Source organism: Aestuariispira ectoiniformans, from assembly GCF_025136295.1.
GTDB classification, from domain to species: domain Bacteria; phylum Pseudomonadota; class Alphaproteobacteria; order UBA8366; family Aestuariispiraceae; genus Aestuariispira_A; species Aestuariispira_A ectoiniformans.
This window is the reverse complement of sequence record NZ_CP062788.1, coordinates 3,630,496-3,649,817: the sequence shown is the minus strand read 5'-3', so window position 1 is coordinate 3,649,817 and position 19,322 is coordinate 3,630,496. Positions and strand designations below refer to the sequence as shown.

At 57.9% G+C, this 19,322-nt stretch carries 22 protein-coding genes and 1 pseudogene; 14 read left to right on the top strand and 9 right to left on the bottom strand.

The features are described from left to right. Window positions 1-8: 8 nt before the first annotated feature. Entirely contained in the window at window positions 9-815 is an 807-nt protein-coding gene (locus tag IF205_RS17225) for a DUF3750 domain-containing protein (protein ID WP_259780585.1), read from the bottom strand. 104 nt (window positions 816-919) lie between these two features. Next, window positions 920-1,525 carry a hypothetical protein gene (locus tag IF205_RS17220; RefSeq protein WP_259780584.1) on the bottom strand — a complete coding sequence of 202 codons (606 nt, stop codon included), beginning with the start codon at window positions 1,523-1,525 and terminating at the stop codon, window positions 920-922. A gap of 144 nt (window positions 1,526-1,669) precedes the next feature. Here IF205_RS17220 and IF205_RS17215 point away from each other — a divergent pair, with 144 nt between their 5' ends. The 5 genes from IF205_RS17215 to IF205_RS17195 all read left to right on the top strand — a co-directional run bounded on the left by IF205_RS17215 (window position 1,670) and on the right by IF205_RS17195 (window position 5,381). Further along, complete coding sequence (locus tag IF205_RS17215; protein WP_311195704.1) at window positions 1,670-2,512, top strand: division plane positioning ATPase MipZ; 843 nt, start codon at window positions 1,670-1,672, stop codon at window positions 2,510-2,512. Window positions 2,513-2,570: 58 nt separating this feature from the next. Further along, window positions 2,571-3,308, top strand: coding sequence for a vWA domain-containing protein (locus IF205_RS17210; protein ID WP_259780583.1), 738 nt, complete (start codon window positions 2,571-2,573; stop codon window positions 3,306-3,308). Then, window positions 3,305-4,030 carry a DnaJ domain-containing protein gene (locus tag IF205_RS17205; protein ID WP_259780582.1) on the top strand — a complete coding sequence of 242 codons (726 nt, stop codon included), beginning with the start codon at window positions 3,305-3,307 and terminating at the stop codon, window positions 4,028-4,030. Before IF205_RS17210 ends, IF205_RS17205 begins: the two co-directional genes overlap by 4 nt. Window positions 4,031-4,105: 75 nt before the next feature. Then, window positions 4,106-4,636, top strand: a complete 531-nt coding sequence (locus tag IF205_RS17200; protein WP_259780581.1) for a hypothetical protein — start codon at window positions 4,106-4,108, stop codon at window positions 4,634-4,636. A 109-nt stretch (window positions 4,637-4,745) separates the two neighbouring features. Then, window positions 4,746-5,381: a c-type cytochrome gene (locus IF205_RS17195; protein ID WP_259780580.1), complete on the top strand. Its 636-nt coding sequence runs from the start codon at window positions 4,746-4,748 to the stop codon at window positions 5,379-5,381. Between the two features lie 55 nt (window positions 5,382-5,436). Here the strand turns inward: IF205_RS17195 and IF205_RS17190 are convergent, their stop codons facing one another. Continuing rightward, entirely contained in the window at window positions 5,437-5,883 is a 447-nt protein-coding gene (locus IF205_RS17190; RefSeq protein ID WP_259780579.1) for a MerR family transcriptional regulator, read from the bottom strand. Between the two features lie 82 nt (window positions 5,884-5,965). On the opposite strand from IF205_RS17190, the gene IF205_RS17185 reads away from it, so the two are divergent. Further along, window positions 5,966-6,598: a cation efflux transmembrane domain-containing protein gene (locus IF205_RS17185; RefSeq protein WP_259780578.1), complete on the top strand. Its 633-nt coding sequence runs from the start codon at window positions 5,966-5,968 to the stop codon at window positions 6,596-6,598. A gap of 353 nt (window positions 6,599-6,951) precedes the next feature. On the opposite strand, the gene ettA is transcribed toward IF205_RS17185, so the two are convergent. Then, entirely contained in the window at window positions 6,952-8,637 is a 1,686-nt protein-coding gene (ettA, locus tag IF205_RS17180; protein ID WP_259780577.1) for an energy-dependent translational throttle protein EttA, read from the bottom strand. Window positions 8,638-8,741: 104 nt separating this feature from the next. Next, window positions 8,742-9,275 (bottom strand): PAS domain-containing protein, encoded by a 534-nt coding sequence (locus tag IF205_RS17175; protein WP_259780576.1) that lies wholly within the window; start codon window positions 9,273-9,275, stop codon window positions 8,742-8,744. A gap of 107 nt (window positions 9,276-9,382) precedes the next feature. Between IF205_RS17175 and hspQ the strand changes: the two genes are divergently transcribed. The 7 genes from hspQ to IF205_RS17140 all read left to right on the top strand — a co-directional run bounded on the left by hspQ (window position 9,383) and on the right by IF205_RS17140 (window position 15,573). Continuing rightward, a complete protein-coding gene (hspQ, locus tag IF205_RS17170) occupies window positions 9,383-9,727 on the top strand; it encodes a heat shock protein HspQ (protein WP_259780575.1) in 345 nt (114 codons plus the stop codon). Between the two features lie 129 nt (window positions 9,728-9,856). After that, the gene (locus IF205_RS17165) at window positions 9,857-10,534 is read left to right on the top strand and encodes a DUF2927 domain-containing protein (RefSeq protein WP_259783309.1); all 678 of its coding nucleotides are present in this window, start codon (window positions 9,857-9,859) and stop codon (window positions 10,532-10,534) included. 15 nt (window positions 10,535-10,549) lie between these two features. After that, entirely contained in the window at window positions 10,550-11,473 is a 924-nt protein-coding gene (locus tag IF205_RS17160) for a hypothetical protein (protein ID WP_259780574.1), read from the top strand. A gap of 20 nt (window positions 11,474-11,493) precedes the next feature. Continuing rightward, on the top strand, window positions 11,494-13,110 hold the full coding sequence (locus IF205_RS17155) for an acyl-CoA synthetase (RefSeq protein WP_259780573.1): 1,617 nt from the start codon (window positions 11,494-11,496) through the stop codon (window positions 13,108-13,110). A 113-nt stretch (window positions 13,111-13,223) separates the two neighbouring features. Then, on the top strand, window positions 13,224-14,009 hold the full coding sequence (locus IF205_RS17150; RefSeq protein WP_259780572.1) for an N-formylglutamate amidohydrolase: 786 nt from the start codon (window positions 13,224-13,226) through the stop codon (window positions 14,007-14,009). Window positions 14,010-14,039: 30 nt separating this feature from the next. Continuing rightward, the gene (locus tag IF205_RS17145; RefSeq protein ID WP_259783308.1) at window positions 14,040-15,191 is read left to right on the top strand and encodes a carboxylate-amine ligase; all 1,152 of its coding nucleotides are present in this window, start codon (window positions 14,040-14,042) and stop codon (window positions 15,189-15,191) included. Window positions 15,192-15,261: 70 nt separating this feature from the next. Then, window positions 15,262-15,573, top strand: coding sequence for a DUF1244 domain-containing protein (locus tag IF205_RS17140; RefSeq protein WP_259780571.1), 312 nt, complete (start codon window positions 15,262-15,264; stop codon window positions 15,571-15,573). Between the two features lie 48 nt (window positions 15,574-15,621). On the opposite strand, the gene IF205_RS17135 is transcribed toward IF205_RS17140, so the two are convergent. From IF205_RS17135 to acuR, 3 genes are read right to left on the bottom strand one after another with little or no spacing between them, the layout of a single operon-like run. Then, complete coding sequence (locus IF205_RS17135) at window positions 15,622-16,200, bottom strand: peroxidase-related enzyme (RefSeq protein ID WP_259780570.1); 579 nt, start codon at window positions 16,198-16,200, stop codon at window positions 15,622-15,624. Between the two features lie 32 nt (window positions 16,201-16,232). Continuing rightward, a complete protein-coding gene (gene acuI / locus IF205_RS17130) occupies window positions 16,233-17,225 on the bottom strand; it encodes an acrylyl-CoA reductase (NADPH) (RefSeq protein ID WP_259780569.1) in 993 nt (330 codons plus the stop codon). Window positions 17,226-17,242: 17 nt separating this feature from the next. Beyond that, window positions 17,243-17,902: an acrylate utilization transcriptional regulator AcuR gene (gene acuR, locus IF205_RS17125; RefSeq protein ID WP_259780568.1), complete on the bottom strand. Its 660-nt coding sequence runs from the start codon at window positions 17,900-17,902 to the stop codon at window positions 17,243-17,245. Between the two features lie 160 nt (window positions 17,903-18,062). Between acuR and IF205_RS17120 the strand changes: the two are divergent. Continuing rightward, window positions 18,063-18,455: pseudogene (locus IF205_RS17120) on the top strand (YkvA family protein); the annotation flags it as partial. Here IF205_RS17120 and IF205_RS17115 read toward each other — a convergent pair. Beyond that, the gene (locus IF205_RS17115; protein WP_259780567.1) at window positions 18,452-19,258 is read right to left on the bottom strand and encodes a tetratricopeptide repeat protein; all 807 of its coding nucleotides are present in this window, start codon (window positions 19,256-19,258) and stop codon (window positions 18,452-18,454) included. The pseudogene IF205_RS17120 and the gene IF205_RS17115 sit on opposite strands and share 4 nt — an antisense overlap. Between the last annotated feature and the right edge of the window lie 64 nt (window positions 19,259-19,322).

Below are 19,322 nucleotides of genomic sequence, written 5' to 3'. Positions count from 1 at the left end.
CCGGCTTGTTAATCAGATTCTACGGAAACCCGTACCGGCTCTGGTGCGGGTTTTTCTCTTTTGTCTTCCGCACCGGGGCCGATTGTCCCGATCAGGGGTAACCGCAGCGACAGGTCGCCGGGATCAATGCCGAAAGATAATCCGGCGATATTGATCTCAAGGCCTTCTTCACGGGCAACGGTAACCCCCAACAGTCCCAGGAAGGAAACCTGCAGGCCGGTATTGCTGATGCCGCTGTCGGCCAGGGTGTCGGGCGGCATGTAATCCTTGCCGATGGCGGTCGGTGGCAGGTCCAACTGCAGTTCCGGCACCTGACGGCCGACCCAGGCGGTAAAGGTGTTGCTGTTTGGGCCGGGGTAGGCGGTATAGCGGTCCGCGTAGGGGTAACTGCGCGCCGCGGCATCCACCTTGTCGATGATGGCGCCGATGCCGTCACCCTGAAGATGCTTCAGCAAGACAGGTTCCGCGTCGTACCAGCGCCTGTCGGGGATATCCTTACGGATGACGACGGCGGGTAACCCGCGGCGCACCTGCCAGCCGATCACATGATAGACCGTGTACTGGCTTGCATTTTCGGGTTTGACGGCAATCCAGGTATGCACGGCAAAGACGCCGCGCCAACCATAGGTGCGTGCGCCATAAACCTGAATGACGGGTTCGGGTGTTGTTGCCGGGTCGGGGGCGATGCCCACCGAATCGCGATTGGCAGTGCGCCAGTCCGCAGACACGTTACGCCCCCATGCGGTCAGACCGACGGTCACGGCCAGCGCCAGGAAGAGGGTTGCGGGACGAAAAAGAATTCTGCGCCATGTCATGAAACACCCCTTTGGTGAAGATACCCATGAAATGGAAACAGCGGGCCTGAAAAACAAGGCCGGATTGTGGTCACTAGAGGGTGATCGCCGTCCGCTTTGTGATTTTAGGAGGCGGGTTGGTCCGCGGGCGTGCTGTCCTCGAACCGAACCGATTGCGCGACCGTTTCCGCCTGGCCTTCGCTCAATTCCTCCCCGGCGGGGCTGCAGTAATAGCCGGCGAGAAGCTTGTTCTGCACCGTTTGCTGCAGGATCACGCAGGTAAATGGCCCCATGACGAAGCGCCGCCATAAAACCGGACCCAAGGCGTTGCGGGTCTCATAGAGGGGCTGGAAATCCAGGCTGCGCCAGGACAGGGCGGGCCAATAGGCAATGGCGTCCTTCGGATCCACAGGGATGGCAAGCGGCGTCTCATCCATGCTGTAGCGCACCATGATGGAGGCCTGCGGTTCGGTTGTTTCATCGCCGGACCAGCTTCGCCGCCGGTCTGCCCGCAGCGGATCGGCCAGCACGGTTGCCTTGTAGACGGGGGTGAGAGTGCCCAGCGTCGGCAGGTCAAAGGCAAGGGCTGCCGGCGTGGGCAGCGTCACATCCTGCTCCGGCGGAATATAGTCCGGATCGAGCGGATTCCAGCCCAGTTCCGAACAGGCCCCGAGTCCCAGTAACGCGACCAGAAAGCCGCCGCGGATGACTTTACCAAACCCTTGAAACACTTCGATGATATTCCCTTGCTTGCCCTTTCGTCCAAGCTTTGTACACTATGCGGCGCAGACGGCAAAGAGGGGTGTCGAATTCGACAGAACGTCGTCTGTCCTTTCTTCCCGGGGAAAGACCGGATTTCATCAGGGTTTCAGCGTGTGAGTGTGACGATGGAGCAGGCCGAGGATACGGCACGGATTATTGTCGTTGGAAACGAAAAGGGCGGGTCGGGTAAATCGACCACGGCGATGCATATGATTGCCGCCCTGCTGAACAACGGATATCGGGTGGCGGCGCTGGACCTGGATGCGCGTCAGGCGACGCTGTCCCATTATCTGGCCAACCGAAAAAACTTTACAGAGCGGAAGGGCGTTCATCTGCCCATGCCCGCCTTTGATGCGATTCTGCCTAGCACGAATGCGGACCGTGTGGCCGCCAAGGCGGAAGACGAGGCCCGCGTGGCCGAGGCGGTGAACCGCTTGACCGCCCAGAATGATTTTCTTGTGATCGACACGCCGGGCAGCGACAGTTTTCTGGGGCGTATCGGCCATTCCTATGCCGATGTACTGATCACGCCGTTGAACGACAGTTTCGTCGATCTGGATATTCTGGCTGCGGTCAATCCGGAAACTTATGAGGTGGCGCGGCCCGGGCAATATGCGCAGATCGTCTTCGAATCAAAGATGATCCGGGCCAAACGCGTCGGGATGAACCGGACCTTCGACTGGATTGTCATGCGAAACCGTCTGGGGCAACTGGATTCCAAAAACCAGCAGGCCATGGAAAAGGCCGTCACCGCGCTGGCGCGGCGTATTGGCTTTCGTACCGCCCCCGGCTTTTCGGAGCGTGTGATCTTCCGTGAATTGTTCCTGGACGGCCTGACGCTGCTGGACCTGCGCAAGGCGAAAACCGGCGTGCGGATGAGCATGTCCCATGTGGCGGCCCGTCAGGAAGTGCGCAATCTGCTGCAGATCATCGGTCTGCCGGTCGCGGAATCCTGATCGAAAAAATAATCGTGATGCTATAGGCGGTTGGGCGGCTTTTCCTTATATTTGGGGTATGAGCAAATTGCCGAGCGACCGACCGGAGACGAAACCCGTCTCCAGCGATGACGAAATCGACGCCTTCCTGGACAAGGTGCAGTCCATGAAACCTGCCGCCAGCGCGGGGATGGGCCGTCGTGGGCGGCTGATCTTCGCTATGGATGCCACGGCCAGCCGTCAGCCCCTGTGGGATCATGCCTGCCATATTCAGGCGGATATGTTTCAGGAGACCCAGACGATCGGCGGGCTGGAGGTGCAGCTTGTCTATTACCGTGGCTACAAGGAATGCAAGGCCAGTAAATGGCAGATGGACGGTAAAGGCCTGTCGCGGTTGATGACCAGTGTTAGCTGCCTGGGCGGCCATACCCAGATCGACCGGGTTCTGGCCCATTGCCTGAACCAGACCCGGAAAGAAAAGGTGGATGCAGTGATCTTTGTCGGCGACGCCTTTGAAGAGGAAATTGATGATGTCTGCGCAAAGGCTGGTGAACTGGGCATGATGGGCGTGCCGGTCTTCCTGTTTCAGGAAGGGCTGAACCCTGTGGCCGAAAGGGCATTCCGCCAGATTGCAAAATTGACCGGCGGTGCTTGGTGCAGTTTTGACATGAACAGCGCGAAACAGTTGCGTGACCTGTTGGCGGCGGTGGCCGTCTATGCGGCGGGAGGTCGTCAGGCGATGCTGGATTATTCCGACAGGGTTGGCGGGGAAGTGCTGAAGCTGACCAGCCGCTTTCGGGGGCAGCAGAATAAATGATAGGTTGGTTTACCTTCGGGCTTGCCTTGTTACTGGCGGGCATCTGCCTGCTGTATCTCATCGCCAATGCCGACCCGAAAGCGGTGATCCGGGGGCTGAAATGGCTTTTCGCCCTCGTGGTTATCCTGGTGACGGCTGTGCTGATGGCCCGTGGGCAGATTCAGTTTCTCTGGTTTGCGGCCCTTGCGATCCTGCCCTGGGTTCAGCGATTCAAGCTGTTCAATCGTATGCGGCGCGCCATGGGTGGCCCCAGTCCGGGAAAAACCTCTCATGTCCGCAGCAGCCATCTCGCCATGGAGATGGACCTGAAATCCGGTCGGATGGATGGCGAAGTCCTTACCGGGGCACTGGCAGGGCGGATGCTGTCCTCTCTGGATGACGGGGAGCGCAAAAGCCTCTGGACCCATGTCCAGGATGACCGCAAATCCTGCAGCCTGCTGGCCGCCTATTTCGACCGTACCCTCGGCGCCGATTGGCGGCAGCAGTATGAAGGCGGTGAGGGAAGTGCTGGACGGGAAGACGAACGCACGGCCAGGGCCAATGGCCGGGACGGCATGTCCCGCGACGAAGCACTGGCGGTCTTGGGGCTGGACAAGGGGGCCTCGGAAGACGATATTCGGGCAGCCCATCGGCGCCTGATGAAACAGGCCCATCCCGACCATGGCGGATCGGACTATTGGGCCGCCAAAATCAATGAGGCCAAAGACGTATTGCTTGGCTGACCGGAATCAGCCATCACTGCCAGCCACTTAACGGGGCACCTTGAGCATGCCGCCCCGACTTGGAATAATTGACGTATGAGTGTGACGATCAAAGAGCGCGACCGGGAGCGTTTTCGCAAGGTTATCCTGGTCATGAAGTCGGCGACACTGGAAGGTGAGCGCGAGGCTGCCCGTGTGGCGGCAGAGCGCCTTGCCGGTCAGTGGAATATGACGCTGGACGAGGCGATCGTCGAAACCCATCCGGAAGTCTATGACGGCAAGGTTTCCGAAAAGGAAGCAAAGGCCCACCGTCAATCCGCGCATGATGCCTGGCAGTCCGCCACCATGCGCATGATGCGCGAAAAAGAGGCGGCAGAGAAATATCGCTTTGAAATGGCCCGTCAGGCCGCCCGCGAACGTGGCCTGAGCGAGGAACAGCAGGCGCGCAAACGCCAGCGGGGCCAGAGCATCCCGCGCAGCTTCTATAGTTCCTACACCCCGTCGGAGCATGATCAGTTTCGGCTGATCAGTGCGCTGCTCAAGGACGGCTTGTCCCTCACACGCGTGGCGGAACTTGCCAACGTTTCTACCAATGAAGTGGCCCGTGTGTACCTCCTGATGCGTTAGTTCGGTTTTTGGCCGGGACTATGACATGGATCATTGGGCGATGACCAAGCTGGTTGCTATTCTATTTGAGCATGATGTGGGTTGGCGCCTATGCAATCGAGAGTTGGCTATGACCCGTTTTCATATTTGTGCTGCTGCTGCCGGTCTTTTCCTTGCTGCCACTTTGGGCGGTCGCCCGGCCCTGTCGCAGGAAACACCGGTAGTCATTGAAATTTGCGCCCAATGTCATGGTGAGGCGGGGATCAGCACCGCGCCTTTGACGCCCAACCTCGCAGGGCAACGGCAGAAATATCTGTTGAAGCAATTACGCAGCTTCCGTGATCCGGGCCGGGAAAGCGCAGACGGGGAACTGCTATCGGATCGCAGTCATCCGATCATGAATGCCATGACGGAACGGCTGAATGATGCGGAATTGTTCCGTCTTGCCAAATATTACTCAAAGCTGTCTTGTGGGCCGGAGGCCTCCGTCAAGCCGCTGCCTATGCCGGAAGGGGCGGATAAATGCGAGGTCTGCCATGGTGGCAGCCGGTCAAACCCCTTTACCGACACGCCTGTCCTGGCCGGGCAGAAGGCCGACTACCTCCTGCGGCAGCTTGACCTGATGCGCAAACCGGAACGCGATCTGGCAGAACGCAACAAGCGCCGACATCGTCTGTCGGAAATCATGCTCGACGACCTCGACCGTGATCAGTTGAAAGAGATATCGGCTTATTTCGCCAGCCTCAGTTGCCATATCCCGGAATAGGCGATGGCATTGTCTCGTTGTCTGGCGCGGGGCCTTTTTTGGCTATGCGGCCGAATTATGAATGAGAGTCCGGTGCGTTGTGATCGTCGGTCTGGCAGAGATTATGATCGCTCAGAACCTCGATGACGCGACAGTCCTCGATCCGGCCACCTTTGCATTGTTCGACCATGCGGGCCAGTTCGTCGCGAAGGGCCTGCAGGCGCTGCAGACGGTGATCTACATCCGCCAGTTGTTCCTTGGCAATCTGATCGGCAGCCTCGCAGGATTGTTCCGGATGACTGGACAGGCTGGTCAGGTCGCGAATGGCCTGCAGGGGAAAGCCCAGTTCGCGCGCGTGACGGATGAATTTCAGCCGTTGAATGGTGCTGTTGTCGTAAACGCGTTGATTGCCTGCGGTGCGTGCCGGGGCCGGGATCAGGCCGATCTGTTCGTAGTAACGGATGGTCTGGACCTTGCAATTAGCGGCTTTCGCCACGCGACCTATGGTAAAATCTTTTTTCATTGCGTTTACCTCTTGAACCTACAGTTACTGTAGACATTATGTTTAGGCCTGTAAGATGAAACACTCAATACAGGAGATACTCATGGGGGCTGGCTGCTGTCACCACGAACCGAAATTTGACGGGATGTCGAAAGGGTTTAAACGGGCCTTGTGGCTTGTCATTGCCATCAATGCGGCGATGTTCTTTGTCGAGATGACGGCGGGCAGCATGGCCGGGTCGCAGGCCCTGAAGGCGGACGCCCTGGACTTTCTGGGGGATTCCACAACCTATGGCATCAGTCTGTTTGTCATTGGCATGTCGATCCGTGTGCGGGCCACGGCGGCATTGGTGAAGGGCCTCAGTCTGGCTGCCATGGGCATGTGGGTTTTCGGGGCAACCGCCTATCAGGTGCTGATCCTCGGCGTGCCCAGCGCACCGGTGATGGGAACGGTCGGTTTCCTGGCATTGGGGGCGAACCTGCTCAGTGTTGTGGTGCTGATGCGTTACAAGGATGGCGACGCCAACGTGCGCTCTGTCTGGCTATGCAGCCGTAACGACGCCATTGGCAACATCGCCGTCATGCTTGCCGCTGTGGGCGTCGCGGCGACCGGAACGGCCTGGCCGGACCTGGCGGTTGCGGGCCTGATGGCGGGCCTTTTCCTCTGGTCCTCCTTCCAGATCATCGGGCAGGCGATGGAGGAACGACGCGAGGCGGAAATGCATGCCGCTGAATAGGCAATCACTGTCCGCAGAGAAGTCGCCCCATTGCTGGCAACACCGATCCACGGGCGCGAGGGACGAGCCTGCATAGACGATCACTAAATCAAAACAACCTGTTATACATAAACTCCGTTCGTTCCGGCGAAAGCCGGAATCTCAGGACGCTCCTCAATGACTGAACCAGCCCGCACAAGATCCTGGCCTGCGCCAGGACGAACGGGAGTTTGAAGGGGGAGGCTTTTGGGCACAGCTCGCTGGAGTCGCAGGCCAAGCTTATCGCCGAAGTAGGTCATTTCTTATATCGGAGCCACAGAAAAGCCCCCGGAAATCGCTTTCCGGGGGCTTTTCATTTCGGCATTTGCAACCGATTAATGGGTCAGCTTGCGGTATTTGATCCGGTGGGGCTGATCCGCGTCGGCGCCCAGGCGGCGCTTACGGTCGGCTTCGTAGTCTTCGTAGTTGCCTTCGAACCAGACAACCTGGCTGTCGCCTTCATAGGCCAGGATGTGGGTTGCGACACGGTCGAGGAACCAGCGATCGTGGCTGATGACCACGGCGCAGCCGGCGAATTCCAGGAGCGCTTCCTCAAGCGCACGCAGGGTATCCACGTCCAGGTCGTTGGTCGGTTCGTCAAGCAGCAGCACGTTGGCGCCGGATTTCAACATCTTGGCCAGATGCACGCGGTTGCGCTCACCACCGGACAGCATGCCGACTTTTTTCTGCTGGTCGGCACCCTTGAAGTTGAAGCTGCCGCAATAGGCGCGGGACGGCATCTTGCGTTTGCCGAGCTCGATCATGTCCAGACCGTCGGACATTTCTTCCCAGACCGTCTTGTTCGCGTCGAGGCTGTCGCGGGACTGATCCACATAGCCCAGTTTCACGGTCTCACCGATTTTCATCTCACCGCCGTCGGGTGTTTCACCACCGGTGATCATGCGGAACAGCGTGGTTTTACCGGCGCCGTTCGGGCCGATCACACCAACGATGCCGCCCGGCGGAAGACGGAAGTTCAGGTCGTCGAACAACAGCTTGTCGTTAAAGGCCTTGGTGACATGCTCTGCATTGATCACGATATCGCCCAGGCGCGGACCGGCCGGGATGACGATATGGGCGAGGCCCGGCTGATCGGGCGCGTTCTTGCTCTCTTCCAGCATTTTTTCATAGGCCTGGATACGGGCCTTGCTCTTGGCCTGACGGGCCTTGGCGCTGGAGCTGACCCATTCGCGTTCGCGGGCAAGCGATTTGGCGCGGGCTTCGTTTTCCTTGCCTTCCTGGGCCAGACGTTTCTGTTTCTGTTCCAGCCAGGAGGAATAGTTGCCCTCGTAGGGAATGCCGCTGCCGCGGTCTAGTTCCAGAATCCAGCCGGTGACATTGTCGAGGAAGTAACGGTCGTGGGTGACCATTACGACGGTGCCTTCATAATCACCCAGGAAGCGCTGCAGCCAGGCAACGGATTCAGCGTCCAGGTGGTTGGTCGGCTCGTCGAGCAGCAGCATGTCGGGTTTGCTGAGCAACAGTTTACAAAGCGCCACACGGCGTTTTTCACCACCGGACAGGTCGGTGACCTTCCAGTCGCCCGGCGGACAGCGCAGGGCGTCCATGGCGACTTCCACATGACGATCCAGGTCCCAGGCATCCGCCGCGTCGATCTGTTCCTGCAATTCGGCCTGTTCGCCGATCAGGGTCATCATCTCGTCATCATCGGTGACTTCGCCAAGTTTCATGGACACTTCGTTGAAGCGATCGACGACGGCCTTGATCTCCGCCATGGCGTCCATGACGTTCTCGGCAACCGTTTTGCTTTCGTCCAACTGCGGTTCCTGCGGCAGGTAGCCAACCTTGACGCCGTCGGCGGCGCGCGCCTCGCCGTTGAATTCGTGGTCGATGCCGGCCATGATTTTCAACAGCGTGGATTTACCCGCACCGTTGTAACCGAGTACGCCGATCTTGGCGCCCGGCAGAAAGGCCAGCGTGATGTTTTTCAAGACTTCCCGGCCACCGGGATAGGTCTTGGAGACATTCTGCATGGAATAGACGTACTGGTAGGACGCCATGTCGGATTGATCTCCTATAAGGGAATAACGTCAAATCTAGCGCCCGATTTAACCGAAATGGGCCGCAGTTTCAATTCCAGAAGACCATGAGGGCCGTTCAACCCTTACAGATACTGCGCGGGCGTGCCCCGTAATCTGGTTGGCAGGGCGAGATTCAACAGCATCTCCACGCGGTCGCCGGAGGTGGTGACAGGCAGGCAGAGCCGGGCCCACATGTCGACCTGGATGTTCGGATGGCCTTCGGTAATCATGTAGACCGGTTGCCTTTTCCGGAGGGCCTGCTGGTAGAAGTAAAGCTGGAATTCCGCGGATACCGGCGGCAGGTCGGAGACAAGTGCGCCGGTCATATTCCGGCCGAAATGTTTCGCAATGCCGGTACCATAGATGCGATAGCGGAAATCGGCACCGTCATTGACGGCTTCCGTCAGGGTCAGATATTCCAGATAGCCTTTGAAGGATTCCGGCCGAATATCATCTTTTGCAAGGGCCTTGAAACCGTCGTAACGTCGGGCCGTTTCCAGCCAGTAGAACCAAAAGGCCCGCAGGCGTTTGTCATTCTCCAGCAGCTTCGGCGTGATGTCGAATGTCTCGAAGTGGATGGTCAGCATCGATGCGGGGCTGTGGCTTGCATGTTTCATTTGGCTGGCTACTATCCCGGTTGCTTTGTTCGATGTCGGTTAAGTATCGAGTAAGCTTTACGCCATACAATAGCTATAAAAATGCTAACAAAATATTGTTGGTTGACATGATGAACAAAATTGCCTGCCGCACTGCAAAATTCTCCCTCGGGACATCCGTGGAACATAAAGTCTATGGTTTCCGCGGGGTGGTTTTCGACGTGGACCCTGAATTCGACAATTCCGAGGATTGGTATAATTCCATCCCGGAAGATGTGCGTCCAGACAGGAACCAGCCTTTCTACCACCTGTTTGCCGTCAATGCCGACAATCAGTCACCCTATATCGCCTATGTTTCGGAGCAGAATTTGAAACTGGCCGATCCGGAGGACGAAATCGACCATCCCTCCATTTCCGAGTTTTTCGAAACACGCAACGACGGTGCCTATATCCCCCGCGACAAGCTGAATTGATCAACGCCCCGCCGTTTGTCGGCAGCCACTCGTTCCAGACAACCCAAAAATAAGTTGAAAGCCCTTGAATAAGCACACTATTAATTGAGTGGCACGTAGGGGGTGAAAAAAAGGGGTAGTGTGGGGGCGATGATCAGGATCGGGTTTCTTTTGTGCGCGTTGGGCGTGCTTGCCGCATGCCAGACAACGGCGCAGGTCAATGATCGGCTGGTGCAGTCTTTTGACGATCTGGTTTTCTTTGTCGCGCCGGACAGCCATGGTCATGATGTTGATCAGACCTATGAAAGACTGGTTCGGTGGGACGATGAAATTCACTATATCATCCTTGGGGTGGATGATGAGGCACTGTCGAGCCAGTCGGAGGCGGCACTTCTGAAAATTGCCAAAATTGCCAATGTTCAGGTCCGCAAGGTCAAGACCGTCGGCGACGCCAACTTCAAAATCTATATCGACAATGAAAAAGAGTTTGTCATCAACGACAACCAGTTGGCCTCCTGTTATACCCATGCCGAAGCGAGCGAGCGGGGCGGTATCCGCAAAGCGGATATTCATCTGCCTTTCAAGATGGGGCGCGTTGCGGAAAAATGCGTGGAGCATGAATTGCTCCACGGGTTTGGTTTCCGCGGGCATGCGCATCGCATCCGCTCTGCGATGAGTTATGTGGCTGGTCAGGATGAAATGTCCCGCTGGGACAGGATATTGCTGAAGGCGCTCTATCACCCAACCATGCCGACGGCGGCTGACCGGGATGATGCCTTGGCTGTGGCGCGGGGACTCATACCACAACTGATGGAAACAACAGACTAATTTTTGGGGGGGACTATGTATCGTTTATCTTTGGCCGGATTGGCCATGATCTTGTTGGCTGGCTGCGTCACGACCAGCGATATCGGCAACAGCAGCAAGGAAATCACGGAATCGGAAAGCGACCTCGTCTTCAACGGGCCGGGGGTGGAAAACGGATACCGGAAGATCATCTCTGGCTATGCAGGCAACCATTATACGCATCAGACTCTCGCCTTCTACGGTCCCGTCCGGGGGCAGTATCCTTACGCGAATATCGTCTTGCTGGAGACGTCGGAGATAAATCGCTATTTCCCGAAAGAGCAGCTGGATGATGCGCTTGAGGGGTGGACGGCTTATGCAGAAGATACGCCGGAAATCGGGACGGAATACTCAACGCCCAATGATCTTGGCGTCGTGAAATATGCGGCTTTCGAGGATGGCGACGCAAAGTGCCTGGTCTTCTCCGAGGTATTCGGTACGCATATTGATCGCGGCGCGCGCAATCTGATCTCCGGCCATTACTGCCGCCTTGGGGCTTCCTCTATTTCAGAGGCGGAAGGTGCGAAAATCGTGAAGGCCATAAGCCATCGTGACTACGGCGCAGTGCCTTCGTCGGAAGCGCGTGAAGCGCGTAATGCACGGATCGGGCTGGCGCTGGAAGATATGTCGGGACAATATATTTTCGACTGGCCGGAGCTGGTCTCTTCGCAACGCACCAAAATCACCTTCGTCGGTCAGGAAAGCGGCGCGTTTTTCTTCAAGACTGATGAACTTGGCCATTGCGACGGTGACTATGATGTGACCGATTTCGGCAACGAAGCGATTTCCGGAATGTGGAAACTGACTTGCGGGGATCACAAGGCTGCGGGAACATTCAGTAAAGGGGCTGATAATAGCGGCGTTGAAATCCGCGCGGACGGGCAGGACGAAGACGGACGGTTGGTTTCATTCGCCAAGTAGCGATTTTTGGGAGACGATCTATGTTGCCGCAAGAGCCAAGCTATGATGCGGTGAAGGCCGCTTTTCAGTGGCAGATACCGGAATATTACAACATTGGCGTTGATGTCTGCGACCGGCAGGATCAGGCGGCCACCGCGATCATCTATCGCGAGGCCGATGGCAGTGTTGCGAAATATTCCTTCGGTGATCTGAAAAAACTCTCCAACCGTTTTGCAAATGTGCTGGCGGCCCATGGGGCGGCCCGCGAGGACCGCGTTGGCATTCTGCTGCCTCAGGCGCCGGAAACGGCGGTGGCCCATATCGCCGCCTATAAATCCGGCATGATCGCTATCCCGCTTTTTGCCTTGTTTGGAGACGATGCGCTGGAATACCGGCTGGCGGCCAGCGGGGCAAAGTTCCTGGTGACCGACATGACGGGCGTGGAGAAAATCGCGCGCATCCGTGATCGTCTTCCGGATCTGGAGGTGGTCTTCTGTATTGATGGCGCGGCGGATGGGGCGGTGGACTTCCATGCCCTGCTGGACAAGGCCTCTGCGGAATTCGAGCCGGTCAAGACCAGGGCCGATGATCCGGCGATTATCATTTTTACCTCCGGCACCACCGGCAATCCCAAGGGCGCGCTGCATGCCCATCGGGTTTTGCTGGGCCATCTGCCGGGCGTGGAGTTTCCGCATAACTTTTTCCCGAAAGGCGACGACCTTTTCTGGACCCCGGCGGATTGGGCCTGGATCGGCGGGTTGATCGATGTGCTTCTGCCCAGCCTCCACCACGGACGGCCGGTATTGGCCTGCCGGCTGCCGAAATTCGACCCGGAAGAGGCCTTCCGCCTGATGGGCGCGTTCAACGTGCGTAATGCCTTCATGCCCCCGACGGCATTGAAGCTGATGCGGCAGGTGGACAATCCGCGCGGCCGGTTTGGCTATCACATGCGCTCCATCGGTTCCGGCGGGGAAAGCCTGGGTGCGGAGCTTTTGGACTGGGGTCGGGAGACATTCGGTCTGACTATCAACGAATTCTACGGCCAGACCGAATGCAATCTGGTGGTCGGCAACTGTGCCGACGTGATGGAAATCCGTCCGGGCTCCATGGGCAAGCCGATCCCGGGGCACGAGGTTGCAATCATCGACAATGATGGAAACCGCCTGGCTGCCGGGCAGGAGGGGCATATTGCGATCCGCCGCCCCGACCCGGTGATGTTCCTGGGCTATTGGAAGAATGAGCAGGCGACGAAAGAGAAATTCATCGGCGATTGGCTGATCACCGGCGATGTGGGCCAGACGGATGAGGATGGATATATCTGGTATGTGGGCCGTGATGACGACGTGATTACGACCGCAGGCTATCGCGTCGGCCCGGGCGAGATCGAGGATTGCCTGATCAAACATCCCGCCGTGCAGATGGCCGCCGTCATCGGTGTGCCGGACCCGATCCGCACGGAATCGATCAAGGCCTATATCGTGCTTCGCGAAGGCATTGAGGGCAGTGATGATCTGGCGAAAGAAATCCAGACCTTCGTGAAAACCCAGTTGGCCGCCCATGAATATCCGCGTCAGGTGGCCTTCATCGACCATCTGCCCATGACGACCACAGGCAAGGTGATGCGCCGCAAACTTCGTGACCTGCCGGAAAATAACTAATTCGGACTGTTTTACGCGAAGGGGGCTTGCCCCCTCTTGCGAGACGTGGATATCTGTATGGTGCGCCGGTCGAGAAGAGCCGGAAAACGATATCTATTGGACAAGTTTGTGTTATGACTTTGCTGGGCCCACAGGATCCACCCGCCGTTACCGTTCGAAATCAGGATGCCGCCGCGCCGGTATTGGTCGTCTGCGACCATGCCAGCAATCACGTGCCCAAGGCGCTGGATGGGCTCAGTGTCGATCCGGACACGCTGGAACGGCATATCGCCTATGACATCGGCGCGCGCCGGGTGGCGGAACTGTTGAGTGACCGGCTGGACGCGCCTGCGGTGATTTCCGGCTATTCGAGGCTGGTGATCGATATCAACCGCCCGGTGGACGATTTCACCAGCATCCGCGAAATCAGCGACGGCGACGTGGTGCCGGGTAACCGTCGCCTGTCCCATGAAGAACGCGCCGCCCGGCAGGAAGAGCTTTACTGGCCCTATCACCGGTCCGTGGCAGATGCCATTGCGTCACGCCATGAAAACGGACAACTGCCTGCGATCATCTCGGTGCATAGCTGTACCGACAAGATGAAGGGGGTGACCCGCCCCTGGCATATCGGGGTGCTGATGAACAAGGATCGCCGCATGGGCGAGGCATTGATGGCGGTTCTGGCGAAACAGCGCCCGGATCTGTGTATCGGTGATAACAAGCCCTATTCGGGCATGGACCCCTATGGCTATACCATTGAAACCCACGCCATTCCGGGCGGGTTGCCCAATGTATTGCTGGAAATCCGGCAGGACCTGATCCGCGACGAGGCCGGACAGCAGGAATATGCGGCGATTGTTGGCGACGCGATGGAAGAAGTCCTTGCTGATCCAAAGCTTTATACCGCGTATAATCAATAAAGAATAAACCGGTTTTCAGGGATGCTCATGATGGGTAATGCGCCGTTTTCAATCGGGGTGGAGGAAGAATATCTTCTGGTCGACCCCAAGACGCGCCAGTTGGCCAGCGACACAACCTTGCAGGAGGGCGTGATTGAGCAGGTCCAGGCGGAAATTGACGAAAGCATCGGCTTTGCCACGCCGGAATTCCTGAAAGCACAGGTTGAGGTTGGCACGGCGGTCTGTGGATCGGTTGCCGATGTGCATGACAAACTGCTGAAGCTGCGTTCCGCGGTGGTGCGGGCGGCCCGCGCCCATGGCCTGGCCCCGATTGCGGCCTCCACCCACCCGACAGCCAACTGGCAGAAGCTGCAGCATACGGACAAGGAACGCTACAACGCGCTTGCCAATGACTTGCGTGGAGTAGCCCAGCGGCTGGTGATCTGCGGGATGCATGTGCATGTGGGGATTGGCGATAATGATTCCAGGATCGACCTGTTGAACCAGGTTGCCTATTTCCTGCCGCATCTGCTGGCGCTCAGTACCTCTTCGCCTTTCTGGCGCGGACGCAACACGGGCCTGATGAGCTATCGGATCGCGGTGTTTGATGAATTGCCGCGCACCGGCCTGCCGGAACATTTCGAAAGCTGGTCGGAATATGAACGCCATCTGAATGTCCTGACCAAGGCAGGCGTGATCGAAGACGGGTCCAAGCTGTGGTGGGATATCCGGCCCCATTGCAAATTCCCGACCCTGGAGATGCGCATTGCCGACGTCTGCACGCGGCTGGAGGATGGTATTGCCGTGGCAGCGGTCTATGCCTGTCTGCTGTCCATGTTGCAGCGGCTGCGCCGCAAGAACCAACGCTGGCGGACCTACGCCAATATGCTGATCATGGAAAACCGCTGGCGGGCGCAGCGTTATGGCCTGAAACGGGGCCTGATTGACTTTGGTCTGGGTGAGATCGTCGACTACGACGAACTGCTGGAAGAGATCATCGAGCTGACCAGAGAGGATCAGGAACGTCTCGGCTGTGTGGAGCAGGTGGCCCATGCCCGCGATATCGTCAAACGCGGCACCAGCGCGCATAACCAGATCGCGGCCTATGAGGCGGCACTTGCGGCGGGCCGGTCGGAAGAAGACGCCCTTGAGGCGGTGGTCGACTGGCTGGTCCAGGAAACGGTTCAGGGCGTGCCGGTCTGATCCTTCCTTGAAGGACGGGAATGCAACCTTACATCAGGAAAACAAACAGGTTCAGGTGACGGAGGAAGTCATGAAAGAGATCGACGCACAAACCCGGTTGGAAATTGAAGCCGCAGCCTTCCGCCGCATGGTGGAACATTTCCGTGAGCGCACCGATGTCCAGAATATCGATGTGATGAATACGGCTGGTTTCTGCCGCAATTGCCTGTCCAAATGGTATCGCGCGGCAGCCGAGGACCGCGGCGTTGACATTGATTATGACGAAGCACGGGAAATCGTCTACGGCATGCCCTATGCGGACTGGAAGGCCAAATACCAGACCGAGGCCACGCCGGACCAGAAGGCCAAATTCGAGGTTGAACACGCCAAGGTGAAGGACTGACCGGCCTTCGATGACGTCAAAGGCCGGTCCGTTGTCCGGGTAGACTGACTAACCGCGGCCCAATGTGTAGAATTCGTCATTGGGCCGCATGCTGGTGACATTGGCAAGGCGGTTGGACATGCCGAAAAAGGCGGAAATGGCTGCAATGTCCCAGGCGTCTTCCTCGCTGAAATCATGGGATTTCAGGATTTCCAGGTCCGCATCACCCACTGCATAGGCGGATTGTGAGACTTTCACTGCGAAATCGAGCATGGCCTTTTGGCGGTCTGTGATATCCGCCTTTCGGTAATTGACCGCCACCTGATCGGCGATCAGCGGATTTTTCGCCCGAATGCGCAGGATGGCGCCATGGGCGACCACGCAATACTGGCACTGGTTCAGGTTGCTGGTTGCCACCACGATCATCTCGCGTTCCGCCTTGGTCAGGCCGCTTTCCTTTTCCATCAATGCATCATGATAGGCAAAGAAGGCGCGGAATTCGTCCGGGCGATGGGCGAGGGTGAGAAAGACATTGGGGATGAAGCCCGACTTTTCCTGCACTGCGAGGATGCGCTCGCGGATATCTTCGGGCATATCTGCCAGATCGGGCACGGGAAAGCGGCTGACTTTATGGTCGCTCGTCGTCATTTCTGGTTCTCCGGTTCTATGGGGCATTTCTCTCAGCCCAACGTCTCATCAATCGGCACGATCACACGCCCGCGCACTTGCCCCGCGAGCAGCTTCTCCGCCATCGGGATCACATCGGCGAGCGCAATACTCTCCGTGATCCCGTCCAGGATCGACGGGTCCAGATCGCGCGCCAGACGGTGCCAGGCCTCCAGCCGGTCCTCACGCGGGCACATGACGCTGTCAACACCGGCCAGCGTCACCCCGCGCAGGATGAAGGGCGCCACGGTTGCCGGAAGCCCCATGCCCGCCGCCAGGCCGCAGGCCGCGACCGTTCCGCGATACATGAGAGACGCGCAGACATTGGCCAGCACCTGACCACCGGCCACATCAACCGCCCCGGCCCAGCGTTCCTTGGCAAGCGGCTTGCCCGGTTCGGAAAACTCCGCCCGGTCGAGAATTTCTTTTGCGCCCAGCCCGGTCAGATAATCGGTCTCTTCCCTGCGGCCCGTCACCGCCGCTACATGGTAGCCCAGCTTGGACAGAACCGCCGTTGCTACGCTGCCGACGCCGCCTGCGGCACCGGTGACCAGCACCGGTCCGGACTCAGGCGTTACTCCATGACGTTCCAGCGCCATCACACACAGCATTGCCGTATAGCCCGCGGTGCCGATGCTCATGGCCTGCGCCAGGGTGAAGGCGGGTTCCAGCGGTACCAGCCACTCCCCCTTGACCCGCGCCATTCCGGCCAGTCCGCCCCAATGGGTCTCGCCCACGCCCCAACCGTTGAGTACGACCTTGTCGCCGGGCCTGTAGTCGGGATGGTCCGACTGTTCCACAACGCCGGAGAAGTCGATACCGGGCACCATGGGGAATTTGCGAACAACCGGGCTTTTGCCTGTGATGGCGAGCCCGTCCTTGTAATTCAGCGTCGAATAGGCGACCCGGACCGTGACATCCCCCTCCGGCAGGCTGTTTTCGTCCAATTGGGTCAGTTTGGCTGTCTGGCCGTTTTCGTCCTTGTCGATCAGGATGGCATCAAACATGGAATTACCCCCTTCGGTTAAGGCGTCGTTTCGCCATATTGCTGTAGAAGTTTGAAAAATCCGTCGGCGAATTGGTCAAGCGGTGTGGCGCTGCGTTCCAGTTTGGACCGCAGAACCGCGCCCTCCCAACCAATCCAGAAGAAATTTGCGAGATGGTCGCAATCGGCGTCCTGTGAAAGTTCGCCAGCCGCCTGGGCAGCCTTCAGGCAACCTGCGGTGCGCTCCTCCCAGTCCTTGAAGGTGTCCGCCAACCGTTCGCGGAAGGCCTCCGGCAATGTCCCCATCTCCTGGCCCAGATTGCCCACCAGACAGCCGCGTTTGAAATCGTAACGCGCCATGCCGTCACGTGCATCGGCGACGAAGTTCTGCAACCGTTGCAGCGGCGGGTAGCTTTCATCCAGAAACCAACGGTCCAGCTTGCCAGCGAAATATTCCGCATAGGCGTCAATCAGGGCGAGACCGAAATCCGCCTTGCTGCCGAAATAATGATAGAAGGAGCCTTTGGGAACCCCGACCGATTTCAGGATTTCATCGATCCCGACCGCACTGAAGCCCTTTTCCGTCAGTGTCGCGACACCAACCCGGATCAGTCTGGCCCGTGCTTCTGCATGGCGGCTCTGGTCCTTCGGTGGTCGACCACGACGGCGCGGGGTACTGGCTGTCTGAATTTCGTCCATGACAGTTTATTAGACCGATCGTCTCTAAAATTCAACAGAATGTTGAACCAGAGGTATTTGTCGGATGGTACAGGAGGGGATTTCGGTTCCAGTTACCGAAATTGAGATATAGAGAGCACTCCTCTAGGATGCATCAGGAGAGGCATGTTGAAATGAGGTCCGGATGCTGGATCGCCTGAAACATTGGGCGACTATATTGAAGCGGGATGTGCTCGCCCTCTATCTGGCGATGCGGGACCCGCGCGTGCCTTGGTATGTGAAGGCCCTGGCGGCAATCGTGGCAGGATATGGGTTAAGCCCCATTGACCTGATCCCCGATTTCATTCCGGTTATTGGATACCTGGATGACCTTCTCTTGCTGCCCTTGGGAATCTGGTTGGTGATCCGACTGATCCCGGATGAGGTTATGGCGGACCTGCGCAAACAGGCCGCGCGCCGTCTGACAGAAAAAAGGCCGCGAAGCAATGTTGCGGCCTTTGTCATTATCGTCATATGGCTGGTCCTGGCCGGCCTGTTGATCCAAAAGGTTTTCCTGATGCTGGACACAGCCTAGGGGCGGTTTTCACCGCGCATGGTGAAATATCTGTTTACCGTATTCTGATCCGGGTGTTTCTCATAGAACTGCCGAAAATATTCGGCGCGTTCCTGGTTTTTCTCAACGCCATCGCCTTGGGCCCATGCGAGATAGACGGCGACCAAAGACGGGGCAAAGTTCTTTTTTGCGGATTCATAGTAGAAGTGGTAGGCGCGCGTGGAATCCTGCGGCAAGACCTTTCCTTCACGATAGTATTCCGCCAGTTGGAACTGATACAGGGGATGGCCGGATTCCGCCTTCGCCTTAATGCTTTCCAGCGCGCCCTTGTGACCGCGGGCGGCCGCGTTGCCATACATGACCAGTGCCTTGGTCGGATTCTGTTCGATCTCCATACCTTCCTGATACATGATTGCGAGGGCATACATACCCTCTGTCGATCCTAGTTCGATCCCATGGCGAAGCATTTCAAAGCCCTTGGCGGTATCCCGTGCGACGATATCGCCATAGATATAATGCTCGCCGATTGTCGCGATCGCATCCGGATATCCTTGGGCGGCGGCTTTTTGTAGCCAGGGGAGGGATTTCACCTTTCCTGCGGGAAGTGGGTCGTCCTCGCCGATGTTTCCATTCGCATATTCTCTCGCCGCCAGTTCGCCATCTTCCTTCAGAAGCTCCGCACCATAGTGATATTGCGCGGCGGCATCGCCTTGTTCTGCGGCACTGCGCAGTTGGTTCAGACTTCCACTGGCCTGTGCGGTGCCGATGGATGCGGCGAAAACGGAAAGGAATACGGCGCAAAAGATGCGAATGATCGACTTCATGTGGCTCCCCCTGAGCTTCAGCCCCCAATATGTGACTATTTGTAGCCTGGAAAATTAGCATTCT